Origin of the sequence: Curtobacterium guangdongense (genome assembly GCF_049341845.1) — a bacterium.
In the GTDB taxonomy this organism is placed as follows: domain Bacteria; phylum Actinomycetota; class Actinomycetes; order Actinomycetales; family Microbacteriaceae; genus Curtobacterium; species Curtobacterium guangdongense.
On sequence record NZ_JBMPIT010000004.1, the window covers coordinates 14660 to 27808 of the forward strand.

Annotated in this window: 14 protein-coding genes; 5 read left to right on the forward strand and 9 right to left on the reverse strand. The window is 71.2% G+C overall.

What is annotated here, in order from left to right:
- Window positions 1–8 precede the first annotated feature (8 nt).
- The gene (gene nagA, locus ACO0E1_RS06645) at window positions 9–1148 is read left to right on the forward strand and encodes an N-acetylglucosamine-6-phosphate deacetylase (protein ID WP_422873781.1); all 1140 of its coding nucleotides are present in this window, start codon (window positions 9–11) and stop codon (window positions 1146–1148) included.
- Window positions 1149–1175: 27 nt separating this feature from the next.
- Here the strand turns inward: nagA and ACO0E1_RS06650 are convergent, their stop codons facing one another.
- A complete protein-coding gene (locus ACO0E1_RS06650; RefSeq protein WP_422873482.1) occupies window positions 1176–2198 on the reverse strand; it encodes a TerC family protein in 1023 nt (340 codons plus the stop codon).
- A gap of 41 nt (window positions 2199–2239) precedes the next feature.
- A complete protein-coding gene (locus ACO0E1_RS06655) occupies window positions 2240–3136 on the reverse strand; it encodes an SDR family NAD(P)-dependent oxidoreductase (protein WP_422873483.1) in 897 nt (298 codons plus the stop codon).
- Window positions 3137–3201: 65 nt separating this feature from the next.
- On the opposite strand from ACO0E1_RS06655, the gene ACO0E1_RS06660 reads away from it, so the two are divergent.
- Window positions 3202–3777, forward strand: a complete 576-nt coding sequence (locus ACO0E1_RS06660; RefSeq protein WP_422873484.1) for a TetR/AcrR family transcriptional regulator — start codon at window positions 3202–3204, stop codon at window positions 3775–3777.
- Window positions 3778–3782: 5 nt separating this feature from the next.
- On the forward strand, window positions 3783–4964 hold the full coding sequence (locus ACO0E1_RS06665) for a MalY/PatB family protein (protein ID WP_422873485.1): 1182 nt from the start codon (window positions 3783–3785) through the stop codon (window positions 4962–4964).
- 3 nt (window positions 4965–4967) lie between these two features.
- Here the strand turns inward: ACO0E1_RS06665 and nagB are convergent, their stop codons facing one another.
- Window positions 4968–5753: a glucosamine-6-phosphate deaminase gene (nagB, locus tag ACO0E1_RS06670; protein WP_422873486.1), complete on the reverse strand. Its 786-nt coding sequence runs from the start codon at window positions 5751–5753 to the stop codon at window positions 4968–4970.
- Between the two features lie 42 nt (window positions 5754–5795).
- On the reverse strand, window positions 5796–6419 hold the full coding sequence (locus ACO0E1_RS06675) for a hypothetical protein (protein ID WP_422873487.1): 624 nt from the start codon (window positions 6417–6419) through the stop codon (window positions 5796–5798).
- Window positions 6420–6455: 36 nt separating this feature from the next.
- On the opposite strand from ACO0E1_RS06675, the gene ACO0E1_RS06680 reads away from it, so the two are divergent.
- On the forward strand, window positions 6456–6935 hold the full coding sequence (locus ACO0E1_RS06680; RefSeq protein ID WP_422873488.1) for an NUDIX hydrolase: 480 nt from the start codon (window positions 6456–6458) through the stop codon (window positions 6933–6935).
- 83 nt (window positions 6936–7018) lie between these two features.
- Here ACO0E1_RS06680 and ACO0E1_RS06685 read toward each other — a convergent pair whose 3' ends face one another.
- The 4 genes from ACO0E1_RS06685 to ACO0E1_RS06700 are packed head-to-tail and all read right to left on the reverse strand — an operon-like array spanning window position 7019 to window position 11068.
- Entirely contained in the window at window positions 7019–8089 is a 1071-nt protein-coding gene (locus ACO0E1_RS06685; RefSeq protein WP_422873489.1) for an ABC transporter ATP-binding protein, read from the reverse strand.
- Window positions 8086–8955: an ABC transporter permease gene (locus tag ACO0E1_RS06690; RefSeq protein WP_422873490.1), complete on the reverse strand. Its 870-nt coding sequence runs from the start codon at window positions 8953–8955 to the stop codon at window positions 8086–8088. The genes ACO0E1_RS06685 and ACO0E1_RS06690 overlap by 4 nt, the downstream gene beginning before the upstream one ends.
- Window positions 8952–9917, reverse strand: a complete 966-nt coding sequence (locus tag ACO0E1_RS06695; protein WP_422873491.1) for an ABC transporter permease — start codon at window positions 9915–9917, stop codon at window positions 8952–8954. The genes ACO0E1_RS06690 and ACO0E1_RS06695 overlap by 4 nt, the downstream gene beginning before the upstream one ends.
- A 5-nt stretch (window positions 9918–9922) precedes the next feature.
- A complete protein-coding gene (locus tag ACO0E1_RS06700; RefSeq protein WP_422873492.1) occupies window positions 9923–11068 on the reverse strand; it encodes an ABC transporter substrate-binding protein in 1146 nt (381 codons plus the stop codon).
- 206 nt (window positions 11069–11274) lie between these two features.
- Here ACO0E1_RS06700 and ACO0E1_RS06705 point away from each other — a divergent pair, with 206 nt between their 5' ends.
- The gene (locus ACO0E1_RS06705) at window positions 11275–11712 is read left to right on the forward strand and encodes a YdeI/OmpD-associated family protein (RefSeq protein ID WP_422873493.1); all 438 of its coding nucleotides are present in this window, start codon (window positions 11275–11277) and stop codon (window positions 11710–11712) included.
- A 277-nt stretch (window positions 11713–11989) separates the two neighbouring features.
- Here the strand turns inward: ACO0E1_RS06705 and ACO0E1_RS06710 are convergent, their stop codons facing one another.
- Window positions 11990–12955, reverse strand: coding sequence for a hypothetical protein (locus ACO0E1_RS06710; protein WP_422873494.1), 966 nt, complete (start codon window positions 12953–12955; stop codon window positions 11990–11992).
- Between the last annotated feature and the right edge of the window lie 194 nt (window positions 12956–13149).

Below are 13149 nucleotides of genomic sequence, written 5' to 3' on the forward strand. Positions count from 1 at the left end.
CGTCCGGCCTGGAGGCTCGGCGCACCCTGGTCCGCGCCCGGCACGTCGTCGACGTGTCCGGGTCCACCACCGACGGCTGGGTCGTCATCACCGGTGACACCGTCCACGCGGTCGGCTCCGGTCCCGAAGCACCTGCCGCGGACGAGGTCGTCGAACTCGGCGACGCGATCCTGACCCCGGGGTTCATCGACCTGCACGGGCACGGTGGGGCGACGGTCGCGTACGAGGACGACGCGTTCGAACCCTCGCTCGCGATGCACCGATCACACGGCACGACCCGATCGGTCCTGTCGCTCGTCGCGAACCCGGTCCCCGCACTCGCGTCGTCGCTCGAGCGGATCCGCACCGTGATGGACGCCGACCCGCTCGTGCTCGGTGTGCACCTGGAGGGACCGTTCCTCTCCCCGCACAACAAGGGCGCCCACAACGAGCACTTCCTGATCGACCCGACGCCCGCTGCCGTCGACGAGCTGCTGTCCGCCGGCGACGGTGTCATCCGGCAGGTGACGATCGCCCCCGAGCTGCCGCACGCACTCGACGCCGTCCGCGCCTTCGTGTCCGCGGGCGTCGTCGTCGCCGTGGGCCACACCGTCGGCACCCTCGACCAGGCACGCGCCGCGTTCGACGCCGGCGCGACGGTGCTCACCCACGCCTTCAACGCGATGCCGGGCCTGCACCACCGGGCTCCCGGTCCGATCGGGGCCGCCGTCGCCGACGACCGCGTGACCCTCGAGCTCATCCTCGACGGCGTCCACGTGCACCCCGTCGTCGCGGAGACCCTGTTCCGCGCGGCCCCGGGGCGGGTCGCACTCATCACGGATGCGATGGGTGCCGCCGGCGCTGCGGACGGTTCTTACACGCTGGGCTCCCTCGACGTGACCGTGACGAACGGTGTCGCTCAGGTCGCCGGGACGGAGACCATCGCGGGGTCGACGCTCACGCAGGACGTCGCGCTGCGGAACGCCGTCACCCTCGCCGGACAGCCGCTCCCCGCTGCCGTCGCGGCGCTGACGAGCGTGCCGGCCGCGGCGCTCGGGTTCGGCGACCGGCTGGGCCGTCTCGCGCCGGGGTTCGCAGCGGACCTCCTGGCGCTGTCGCCGTCGTTCGAGGTGCAGCGGGTCTGGGCCGACGGGCGTCCCCTCGGCTGAACGCCCCCGCCAGGAGGCAGCGGGACGTCAGTCCGAGGTGCGTGCGGTCTGCTCGGTGCTGCTCTCCTGATCGTCCGTCGTCCCGCCGTCGTGGCGCAGACGGACGACGCTCGCCAGCGTCGACGCGGCCATCGCCACCAGGATGACGACGAGCGAGACCCACGTCGGGATCTCCGGCGCCCAGGCGACGCCGTCCCCGCCGTTGAGGAAGGGCAGCTCGTTGCCGTGCAGTGCGTGCAGCACGAGCTTCACGCCGATGAAGGCGAGGATGAACGCGATCCCGTACTTCAGGTAGACGAGCCGCTCGAGGAGTCCACCGAGCAGGAAGTACAGCTGCCGCAGGCCCATCAGGGCGAACACGTTCGCGGTGAACACGATGAACGCGCTCTCGGTGATGCCGAAGATCGCGGGGATCGAGTCGAGCGCGAACAGCAGGTCGGTCGTGCCGATGGCGATCAGGACGACGAGCAGCGGTGTGAAGTGCCGGACGCCGTCCTTCGTGGTGCGGAACTTCATCCCGTCGAAGGTGTCGGTCAGACGCACGCGTCGGCGCAGCAGCCGGACGACGAGGCCGTCCTTCTGGTCGTCGCCGTCCTCGTCCCGGAGCTGCTGGATCGCCGTCCAGATCAGCCAGGCACCGAAGAGGTAGAAGATCCAGGAGAAGTCCTCGATGAGCTGGGCACCGACGAGGATGAACACGCCCCGGAGCACCAGCGCGATGATGATGCCCAGCATGAGCACCTCTTGCTGGATCTGCTTCGGGACCGAGAACCGCGCCATGATGATGACGAAGACGAAGAGGTTGTCGATGCTCAGGCTGTACTCGGTCAGCCACCCGGCGACGAACTGCCCGGCTGGCTCGCCGCCCGCGAAGACGAACATCGCCACGGCGAAGACCAGCGCGAGCCCGACGTACAGCCCGACCCAGGTCGCCGACTCCTTGAGCGTCGGCACGTGCGGACGACGAGCCACGATGAGCAGGTCCGCCAGCAGGATCGCGACGAGGGCGATCATCGAGCCGACTTCGAACACGACAGGGAGTTCCGGCATGCCTCCAGTCTGAGGCACCGCACAGACCGCGGCGACCACCCTCAGGCGGAAGTGCGCTCCAGGACCTGGTCCACGAACGCACGGACGCGCGCACGGAAGGCCGGATCGGCGGGCGCCCCGCGCACCGGCACGGGATGCAGCCGACGGTCACCCCGGCGCAGCGCCGGTCCGACGAAGGTGCCCTCGGGGACGTCCGGCACGGTCGCGGCCCACATGGTGGATCGTGCGCCGTCCTCCGCGGTGCGGGCAGCGAGGCGAGCTATCCGGCCCGCGACTCTGGCCACCGCCGTCTCCGCCTGGCCGTTCATCCCCGTCGCGGCGATGCCCGGATGCGCGATCACCGACCGGACCGGCGAGCCCGACTCCCGGAGCCGGGACCCGAGGTCCACCGCGAGGGCGGCCGCCGCCGTCTTCGAGTCGGTGTACGCCGCGAACTGCCGGTACCCCTCGGCCCGGTTCACCGCATCGAGGTCGGGCACGCGCGACGTCCGCTGCGACAGGTTCGACCCGACGAGGACCACCCTGGAGGCCGGTCCGCCGAGCACCGGCAGCATCGCGTCGGCGAGCACGGCGGGTCCGACGACGTTCGTCGCCCACGTCCGCTCGACGCCGTCGACGCCGAGCGCGAAGCGCGCGGCGGAGACGCCGGCGTTGTTGACCAGCGCGTCGACGACGATCCCGTCGTCCGCGAGGCCCTGGGCGAAGGCCGTGACGGAGGCGACGGACGCGGTGTCGACGAGCCGAGCCTCCAAACCGTCGACGACGGGCAGGACACGAGCCGCCTTCTCCAGGTCACGGACCCCGGCGATGACGCGTGCACCGGCTGCGGCGAGCCGTGTGGCGACGACGAGCCCGAGTCCACCGGTCGCGCCGGTGACGACGACGGTCCTGCCGTGCTGGTCGGGCATCTGGGCGGGTTCCCACGGGAAGGGTTGCATGACGTCTCCTGGCTCTAATCGGATGATCTATCCGGAACGCTAGCACAACCGGATAGACTCTCCGAATGACCGACCTCGCCCGCCCGGACTCGCTGCGCTCCGACGCCCTCCGGAACCGCACAGCGCTGCTCGACGTCGCGCGGACGCACCTGGACCGCGGCGAGCCCCTGCAGCTCAACGCCGTCGCACGAGAGGTCGGGGTCGGTGTCGGGACCGCCTACCGGCACTTCCCCACCCAGCAGCACCTGCTCGAGGCACTCGCGATCGACGCGTTCGAGTCGATGCTCGACCGCGTCCGTGTCGCCGTGGAGCTGCCCGATCCGGACGACGCGTTCCGCGGAGTCGTCAGCGAGGCGTTCCGCGGACTCCTGGACGACACGGCCCTCGGCGACCTGCTGACCGGCGGCGGGTTCTCGTGCTCGGACACCATGGAGCTCTCCGGGGACCTCGTCGTCGCCGTCGGTGGGCTGCTCGAACGCGCCGCGGACGCGGGGGTCGTGCGCTCCGACATCACTCCGGACGACCTCCGACGGCTGGTCTGCGGCATGCGTGCGGCCGCGACCGCCGGAGGCGTGCCGGTCACCGAACCTGACCGCTACGTCGAGATCCTGATCACGGGCTTGCGTCCACTGCGAGGATGAGTCCCATGAGCGTCATGGTCTCCGTGTTCGATGCCAGCCGGTCCCGCACGAGCGAGAAGTACACGGCGTACCCGCCGGACGTCCTGCCGATGTTCGTCGCGGAGATGGACAGCATGCTCGCCGAACCCGTGCGGGACGCCCTCGTGGCCGCCGTCACCGCAGGGGACACCGGGTACGTCGGGCACGGCCGGGTCCTGCCGGAGGCGTTCGCGGACTTCGCGGGCGACCGCTGGGGGTGGAAGGTGGATCCCGACCTGGTCCGGACCACGACGGACGTGTCCGTCGCCGCGGTGGAGGTGCTCCGCCGGGTGATCGAGCCGGGCGACCAGGTCGTCATCATGCCGCCCGTGTACCCGCCGTTCTGGGAGTACGTCAGCGAAGCCGGCGGCTCCGTGACCGAGGTGCCACTCATCGCACCGGACGGCCCCGCGGACCCGTTCGACACGACGGCCGGGTGGCGGATGGACCTCGACGGTGTCCGTCGCGCCTTCGCCGACGGTGCCCGCACGGTCCTGCTCTGCAACCCGCACAACCCGCTCGGACTCGTCCACGACCGCGCCTCGCTCGTGGCACTCGCCCAGCTCGCCGCGGAGTGGGACGCCGTGGTCGTGTCCGACGAGATCCACGCGCCCCTCGTGCACGCGGACGCGACGTTCACCCCGTTCCTCGACTCGTGCCCGGAGGCGGCGCTCGGTGTCGCCTTGACGAGCGCGAGCAAGGCGTGGAACCTCGCCGGCACGAAGTGCGCGCTGATGGTCGGAGCGTCGGACCGGGCATGCGGGTGGTTCGACGGGCTCCCGGGCGAGGTCGTCGAGCGCACGGGAATCCTCGGCTACACCGCGAGTGTCGCCGCGTTCCGTGAGGGCGGACCGTGGCTCGCGTCGCTGCTCGCCGAACTCGCGGCGAACCGGCGGATCCTCGCCGAGGAGCTCGGGGACGCACTGCCCGGAGCCGTGCACCGGCAGCCGCAGGCGTCGTACCTGTCGTGGATCGACCTCGGGGCGTTGCCGTGGGGCGACGACCCCGCGGCGGTGCTCGTCGACGAGGCGAAGGTGGCGCTCGCCAGTGGACCGGCCTTCGGGCGGCAGGGGCGCGGGTTCGCCCGGCTCAACTTCGGGTGCTCGGCGGAGACCCTGCGCGAGGGACTCAGCCGACTGCACTCGGCGTACGCCGACCGATCGGTGTGACGCCTACTCGAACAGCTGCCAGGCCGGCTTGTTCGCGTACGTGTACTTGTAGTAGTCCGCGAGTTGGAGTCCGGCTGCTGCTTCCTCGTCGACCACGACGGTCGCGTGCTCGTGGAGCTGCAACGCACTGCCGGGCACGAAGGAGCTGAGCGGCCCCTCGACCGCGGCGGCGATCGCGTCGGCCTTCGCCGACCCCTGCGCCACGAGGACCAGCTGCTGCGCCTCCAGGATCGTGCCCAGCCCCTGCGTCATGCAGTGCGTCGGCACCTGGTCCAGGGAGTCGAAAAACCGGGCGTTGGCCTCACGCGTCGACGGCGCCAACGTCTTGATCCGGGTCCGCGATGCGAACGAGGACGTCGGTTCGTTGAAGCCGATGTGCCCGTTCGCCCCGATGCCGAGGATCTGCACGTCGATCCCCCCGGCGGCACGGATCGCGGCGTCGTACTCCTTCGCCGCGAACTCGATGTCCGCCGCACGCCCGTCCGGCACGCGGACCCGCGACGGATCGAAGCCCAGCGGCGCCACCACGTCACGGGCGATCACACTCGCGTACGACTCGGGGTGCTCCAACGGGATCCCGACGTACTCGTCCAGGGCGAACCCGCGCGCTTCGGCGAAGGAGATCTCCCCCGCCTCGACGCGGCGCTGCAGGTCGGTGTAGATGCCCTGGGGGCTGGACCCGGTCGCGAGACCGATGACGGCTGACGGCTTCTTCGCCACGACCGAGGCGATCTTCGCCGCAGCGACGCGACCGACCTCAGCAGGCGTGGGCAGGATGATGATCTCCACGGGCCCATCCTACTGGTCATGACCAGTCCGCGACAGCGTCGGTCAGTCCTCCAGCGCCACGAGCTCCGGCGTCGACCCGAGCGCCCGGAGCGCCCCGCGGAGCGACCACGCCGACACCGCCACGATGAGCACGGCGAGGACGAGCACGACGATCCCGGCCGATCCGGCGAACGCCTCCAGGGCAGCGAGCAGTACACCGACGCTGATCCCGAGCACGTGGACCAGGACGGTGGCGGGGAGCGCGGTCTGCTGCACCCGGGCGAACCGCACGAGTGCACGGCGATCGGCGGGCTCCACCGACGACGCGTGCCCGTCGGCGATCGCCTGCTGCACCCGTCCGAGCCGTTCCGGGTCGACGTCGGTCGGGGCGACTCGACGGCGATCGGCCATCGTCCAGAGCACGAGTTCGACCGCGACGACGAGGTACGCCAAGAGCGCCGCCGTCCCGATCAACACCCCGACCGAGGCGGGCGACGAGGACCCGCGGACGAGTCCGACGACGACCGCGACGACGAGCCCGACGACCACGACGCCGAGGGACACGAACAGCGCGAGTCGCCGACCCGGGGTCACCGCGCGCACAACCCCGGCGAGCGCGAGTCGCCATCCCGCGGCCCAGACCCCGTGGTCCGCCCGCACCTCGAACGTCCTGCCAGCGCGTGCCATGGTCCGAGCGTATCGACGCATCGGTAGCGTGGCCGTATGCCGACGCCCGACTTCGTCCTGTCCCTGCGCGAGAAGGTCGGGAACGCCCCGCTCTGGCTGACCGGCGTGACGGCCGTCGTCACCCGCGGCGAGGGGGAGGACCGCGAACTGCTCGTGGTCCGGCGGGCGGACAACGGCGCGCTGACCCCGGTCACCGGCATCGTCGATCCCGGTGAGGAGCCCGCGGTCGCGGCCGAACGCGAGGTCCTCGAGGAAGCAGGCGTCGTCGCGGTCGCGGAACGCCTGGTGTGGGTGCAGACCCTCCCCGAGATGACCTACGCCAACGGGGACCGTGCGCAGTACATGGACCTCGTCTTCGCCTGCCGGTGGTCGTCCGGTGACCCGTACCCGGCCGACGGCGAGAACACCGAGGCGTTCTGGGCCCCGGTCTCCGCGCTGCCGGAGATGTCCGAGAACATGCGGGAGCGTGTGCAGGTCGCCCTGGCGGGCGAACCGGAGGCGCGCTTCCAGCGCTGACCGGCACCGCATCGGACGGGAGGCTCGGTGCGGGCCCGCACCGAGCCTCCCGTCCGGCGGCGGTCACCGTCGGGCCCGCGCCGTCAGGCGATCGGTGCGATCGCGACGGGTGCGCCGAGGAGGCGCACGGCGACGGCGTCGCCGGTCGCGTGGCGGTCGCCGACCTCGTGCTGGACCGTGACGACCGTGTCGTCGTCGAGGCGGACGGTGGTCCGTCGGATCGACCCGAGGAAGCTCGACGAGACGACGGTGCCGGTGACGCCGTCCGACGCGAAGGCGATGTCCTCCGGTCGGACGTAGGCGAGCACCGGGCCGTCCGTGGCCGACTGGTCGAGCGCCGGCACGCGGAATCCGTACACGAAGACGTCCCCGCCGCGGAGGTCCCCGCGGAGCCGGTTCGACTGCCCGACGAAGTCCGCGGTGAACGCCGACGACGGCGAGCGGTAGAGCTCCTCGGGCGTGCCGATCTGCTCGATGCCGCCCGCGTTCATCACGGCGATCCGGTCGGAGACGGCGAGCGCTTCCTCTTGGTCGTGGGTGACGAACACCGTCGTGATGCCGAGGTCGGTCTGGATGCGACGGATCTCGTCGCGCAACGACACCCGGACCTTGGCGTCGAGGGCGGACAGCGGTTCGTCGAGGAGCAACACGCGCGGCCGGGTGACGAGCGCACGGGCGAGGGCCACGCGCTGCTGCTGCCCGCCCGAGAGCTGGTGCGGGAAGCGGTCCGCGAAGTCCGCCAGGTGCACCATGTCGAGCGCGTCGACGACCCGGGTCTTCCGTTCGCCCGTCGGCACGCGGCGCATCTCGAGGCCGAACGCGACGTTCTGGCGCACCGTCATGTGCGGGAAGAGCGAGTACTGCTGGAAGACCATCCCCATGTCGCGCTTGTTCGCCGGGGTGCTCGCGACGTCGGCGCCGTCGATGCGGATCGCGCCGGCGTCGATGCCCTCGAGTCCGGCGAGCGCCCGGAGCGCCGTCGTCTTGCCGCAGCCCGACGGGCCGAGGAGTGACAGGAACTCCCCCGGCTCGATGCGGAGCGACAGCCCGGCGAGGGCGAGGTGGGTGCCGTAGCGCTTCTCGACGGCCTCGAGCTCGACGACGGCGCCGGTCGCTCGGAGGGACGCGGGTGCAGCAGGGGCGATGGTGGTCATGCGGACTCCTTGGAGGTGCGGCGCGCGCCGATCCGGCCGATGGCGACGAGCAGCACGAACCCGAACACCAGGGCGCCGAGCGAGAAGACCGCCGCGACGTACGGGTCGGTCTGCTGCACGAGCACGAGCCCCGTCTGGAAGGTCGTGCGGGAGAGGAACGATGCGAGCGTGTACTCGCCGAGGACGACGGTGATCGTCAGGAAGCACGCCGCGAGGATCCCGCGCCGGAGGTTCGGCAGGAGGACCCGCCAGGTCACCGTCCACCACGAGGCGCCGAGCGACCGAGCGGCCTCGGACAGGGTGGTCATGTCGGTCGCGGTGATGGCGGCGGCGATCGGGCGGAACGCGAACGGCAGCGCGATGATCCCCACCGCGAACGCCAGGGTCCACGCGCCGGAACCGAAGACCTGCGAGACGACCTGGTAGACGGGCACGAAGCCGACGACGAGGACCACGGCGGGGACCGTGATCGGCACGATGCAGACGAACTCCAGGATCCGGCGGAGCCTCGGGTACCGCAGCGCGGTGATGATCTGCGCGGGCAGGAGCACGAGCAGCACGATCGCCACGGTGATGAGCGCGATCACGAGCGAGGCGCCGAGGCCGTCGAACACCGGCTGGTAGGTCGCCCGGTTGACCGGGTCGGCGATCGCGGCGTAGTGCGCGCCGGTCAGGGCACCGGACGTCCCCTCGCGGAAGGTGAACTGCACGAGGGCGGCGATCGGGACGGCGAAGACCGCTCCGATCACAGCGAGGACGATCGCGGCGGTGACCCGGGACGGGGCGGCACCGAAGCGTGCTGTGGTGCTCCGAGACGGACGCGAGCCGGTCTGCGGGCGGCGGGTCGAGCCTCCCGTCGGGGTCATCGCTGCCACCTCGATGCGCGACGCTGCAGGAGCGAGTACGCGCCCATGACGACCGCCATCACGACGACCATGCCGAACGCCAGCACGCCGGCGACGTTCTGCAGGCCGATGATCGTCTCGCTCGTGAGCTGGGCGCGGATCGTCAGCGGGACGATGCCGCCCTGCGAGATGAGCGCGGCGGCCGTGGCGAACGACGAGAAGCCGTTGGCGAAGAGCAGGAGCAGCGATCCCCAGAACGCCGGTGCGAGCACGGGCAGGGCGATCCGGCGCCAGTAGGTCCAGCGGCTCGCCCCGAGGGTCGCGGCGGCTTCGCCCCACTGGGTCTTCACGCCCTCGAACGCCGGCATGAAGGTCAGCACCATCAGCGGCACCTGGAAGTACACGTACGGGAGCACGAGACCAGGGACCGTGTAGAGGAACGCACCGCCGGAGTTGATGTCCCAGTGGAGCGTCGACACCAGCCACGCCGTCACCAGCCCCTGGGCGCCGATCGTGGCGATGAACGCGAAGGCGAGCATCACGCCGCCGAACTGCGCGAGGACACTCGCGGCGGAGTCGATCATCGAGCGCACGATGCCGTCGGGCGCGAGCGACGACAGCGCCCAGCAGACGATGGCACCGACGACCGCGCCGACCACCGCGGACACCGCGGAGAGCCCGAACGAGGCGCCGAAGGCCCGGAGCACGCTCGGGTCCGCGAACGCGGCGAGGTTCGCCAACGTCGGGCGTCCGGTCGCGTCGAAGAACCCGCTGCCGACCGCGATCACCGCGGGGACGACGAGGAACAGCACCACGTAGGCGGCGAACGGCGTGAGTCCGAGCCACGCGACGCCGCCGCGGCGCCGGACACGGGGTCCGGCACCGCGGCGGGTGGTGGCATCGGCGTGCTCACTCGTGACGAGCGTCGCTGCGGGCGTGGTGCTCGCTGCGGCTGGCGCGCCTGGTGCCGATGCGGTGGTCATACCGGTCAGGAGCCCATCGTGGCGGACCACTTGGCGGCGAGGACCTTCGAGGCCGCCGCGACCTGGTCGTCCGTCAGCTCGACGTAGTCCTTCGGCGCGCCGCCGGCGGCGTTGAGGGCGTCCTGGTCGACCTTGCCCGACTTCTCGAGTGCGGCGAGGGTCGACGGGAAGGCACCGGCCTGCAGGTAGAGGTTCTGCACGTCGGCGCTGGCGATCCACTCCTGCCACAGGCGGGCCGCTGCGGGGTGCGGGGCGTCCTGGTTGATGGCCTGCGAGTAGTACGAACCGAGCGCCTGGCCCGACGGGACGACGGTCTTCCAGTTCTTGTTGCCGGAGGCACCGGCAGCGGGGCCCCACGCCAGGTTGTTGTACGACCACTGGACGACGACCGGGGTCTCGCCCGAGGCGACCGTGGCCTGCGTCGGCAGCACGTTCTGGAAGTTGCCGGCCTGCTTGAGCTTGCCGAAGTACTCGACGCCCTTGGTGATGTCGTCGGCCGAGCCGCCGTTCTCGAGCGCCGCGAGGTACACGGCGGACGCGGCCTGGTTCGCCTGCGTCGGGTCGCCCGAGATCGAGACCTTGCCCTTGTACTCGGAGCCGAGCAGGTCGTCCAGGTCCTTCGGGGCCGACTTGATCTTCGAGGAGTCGTAGCCGATCGACATGAGGCCCGTGTAGTCACGCGTCCACTTGCCGTCCGCGTCCTTCAGGTTCGTCGGGATGTCGCTCCAGTTCGCGACCTTGTAGTCCGTGAGCAGATCGAGGTTCTGCTGCATGACGGCGTTGCCGAGGTCGAGCACGTCCGGTGCCGTCGACTGGCCCTTCTGCGACTTCACGGCGGCGACCTCGTCGGCGCTCGACCCGTTCGGGTTCGCGGAGTTGACCTTGATGCCGTACTTCTTGGTGAAGCCGTCGATGATCTTGCCGTAGTTCGCCCACGACGGCGGCAGCGCGATGACGTTGAGCTGCCCCTCCGCCTTCGCCGCCTTGACGAGGGCGTCCATGCCGCCGGCGCTCGCGGCGCTCGTCGCGGTCTTCCAGTCGGCGTCGCCGCCGCTGCCGGTGGACGCGGAGCTCGTCGCGGAGCAGCCGGCGAGGGTGACGACTGCGGCTGCGGCCAGGGCGAGGCCGGCCAGGGTGCGCTTGTACTGCACGGGGAGGTGCCTTTCGGGTGGCGTTCGGTGTGACGTGCTGTGCGCCGCCGTCGCGTTCGGTGCTGCGGCCGGCGCCGTGTTCGGTTTCTCGTTCGGTGTTGCGTTCGGTGTTGCGTTCGGGATGATCGTGGACGCGGTCGGTTTCGCGTTCGTGCTGCGACGGTGAACGGTGGCGGAACGTCGGGGAGCGGTTGTACGTTCTGCCCGTGGAGTTCACGACGACGGTGCTGCAGGCACGCAAGACGGCGACGGGCCTGCCCGTGCCGGCCGAGGTCATCGACGCGCTCGGGTCGGGGAAGCGCCCGCCGGTGGTGGTCACCCTGGACGGCGGGTACACCTACCGGTCGACGGTGGGCGTGATGAACGAGCAGTTCCTCGTGCCGCTCTCGGCCGAACACCGCGCGGCGTCCGGCCTCGCCGCGGGCGACATCGTCACCGTCTCGCTCGTGGTCGATGCACAGCCCAGAAGCGTTGACCTGCCGGAGGACCTGGCGGCGGCGCTGACCGAGGCGGGTGTCCGTGCGGCGTTCGACACGCTGTCGAACTCCCGGCAGCGGGCGATCGTCGACCCGGTGGTGCAGGCGAAGGCACCGGAGACCCGACTCCGGCGCATCGAGAAGGCCGTGGAGTCCCTGCGCGCCTGAGTGGTGCGCTCCACGGGGGTGGCGTGGTGCTAGGGGGTGCTCCGCGGGGGTGGCTCCGCGGGCCTTTCGCGCTCAGGTGGTCGAATCGCGCGTAGGTGCTCCAGATTTCCGACCGCCGACGCGCGAAAGGCCTTCCCAGCGCGGTCGTCATGGGTTCGAACGCATCCGCTTCGGCCCCTCCAGCAGCGCTGTCTCGAGCGCATCGCCCGTGGAGTCCTCCGTCCCGTGGATCTCAGTCCGTGGTCATCCGCGTGTCGTTTCGGATCAGCGGCTCCCGTCACGCCGCAGTCAGGATGGCGCTCGGCCCCGGGCGGACTGCGCACGGGAGCCCCGCTGCCCGGAGTCGATGCGCCAGCGGCTCCGGAAGGTGCAGGTCACGCCACTCGACCCGCACGACGCGGCGGACGTCCGGCGAGGTGAGCAGGAGCTCTTGCCGTCGTTTCTCGTCGATGAAGGCGTCGGCAGGGGATCTGCCGGCCAGGTACCGCGCCTGCGTGTACTTCGCGCGACCGTCGATCTCGACGACGACGCCCTGCTCGGGGAACCAGAAGTCGACGACGATCCGTCGCCCGTCGAGCACGAACTCCTGCTGCAGGACCGGCTCCGGGAGTCCGAGCTCGCGGAAGACCACTCGTGCGAACGACTCCGCCGGCGAGCCGGAGCGCGCGTCGGCGAGCTCGAGCACGAGTTCAGCCGTGCGCCGACCACGAGCTGCCGGGTACCCGGCGAGTGCGCGATCGAGCTCGGCGGCAGACACGCCACGGCGGAGCGCAGAATCCGCGAGGACCACCGCGGAGCGGACGTCACCCGTGAGTGCCACGTCGATCACGGTACGTTCGACGGTCGTCGCCGACACCCGTCCGTCCCGAGCGACTTCCGACTCCCCGAGCGGCCGGGTGTGCAGCACGAGACCGGGACTCCGGCTGCGGTACCGGGACTTCGGCACCGTGACGTGGACGTCTTCCGGCCAACCGGCGAGCCACGCGAGCCCGTGCAAGGCGGCCGCCGAAGCGTGCGACGCCGAGGCCGGTGCGCCGAGCCGGAGCAGCCTGGCGTGCACCCGTGTGACGTAGCGGGTTCGTGGGCCCGCGGCGTTCCAGTCGAGCGCTCGGACGAACGCGTTGGGACCGACTCGGACGAGCTGGTCGGGGCCGGGACGAGCAGTCCGCCGGCGCATCGCGGAGCCGGACCGGCCGGCTTCTCGGGTGGGCGTGGACCTGTGGATCGGGAGTGGCTGTTCCATGTCGCCCACGATCTCGAACCAGCCACATGCGACGGTGCCGCGCGGCGCCAACCGTGGACGAGCCTCCAGTCCGGCGATCTGTGGAGGGCTACCCCTTCCCACCCACTTCACCCGCGATGGAAAGCGGAATCGCGCGTCGGCGGCCGGAAAATCCGACCACCTACGCGCGATTCAACCTCCTACGCGCGAAACGA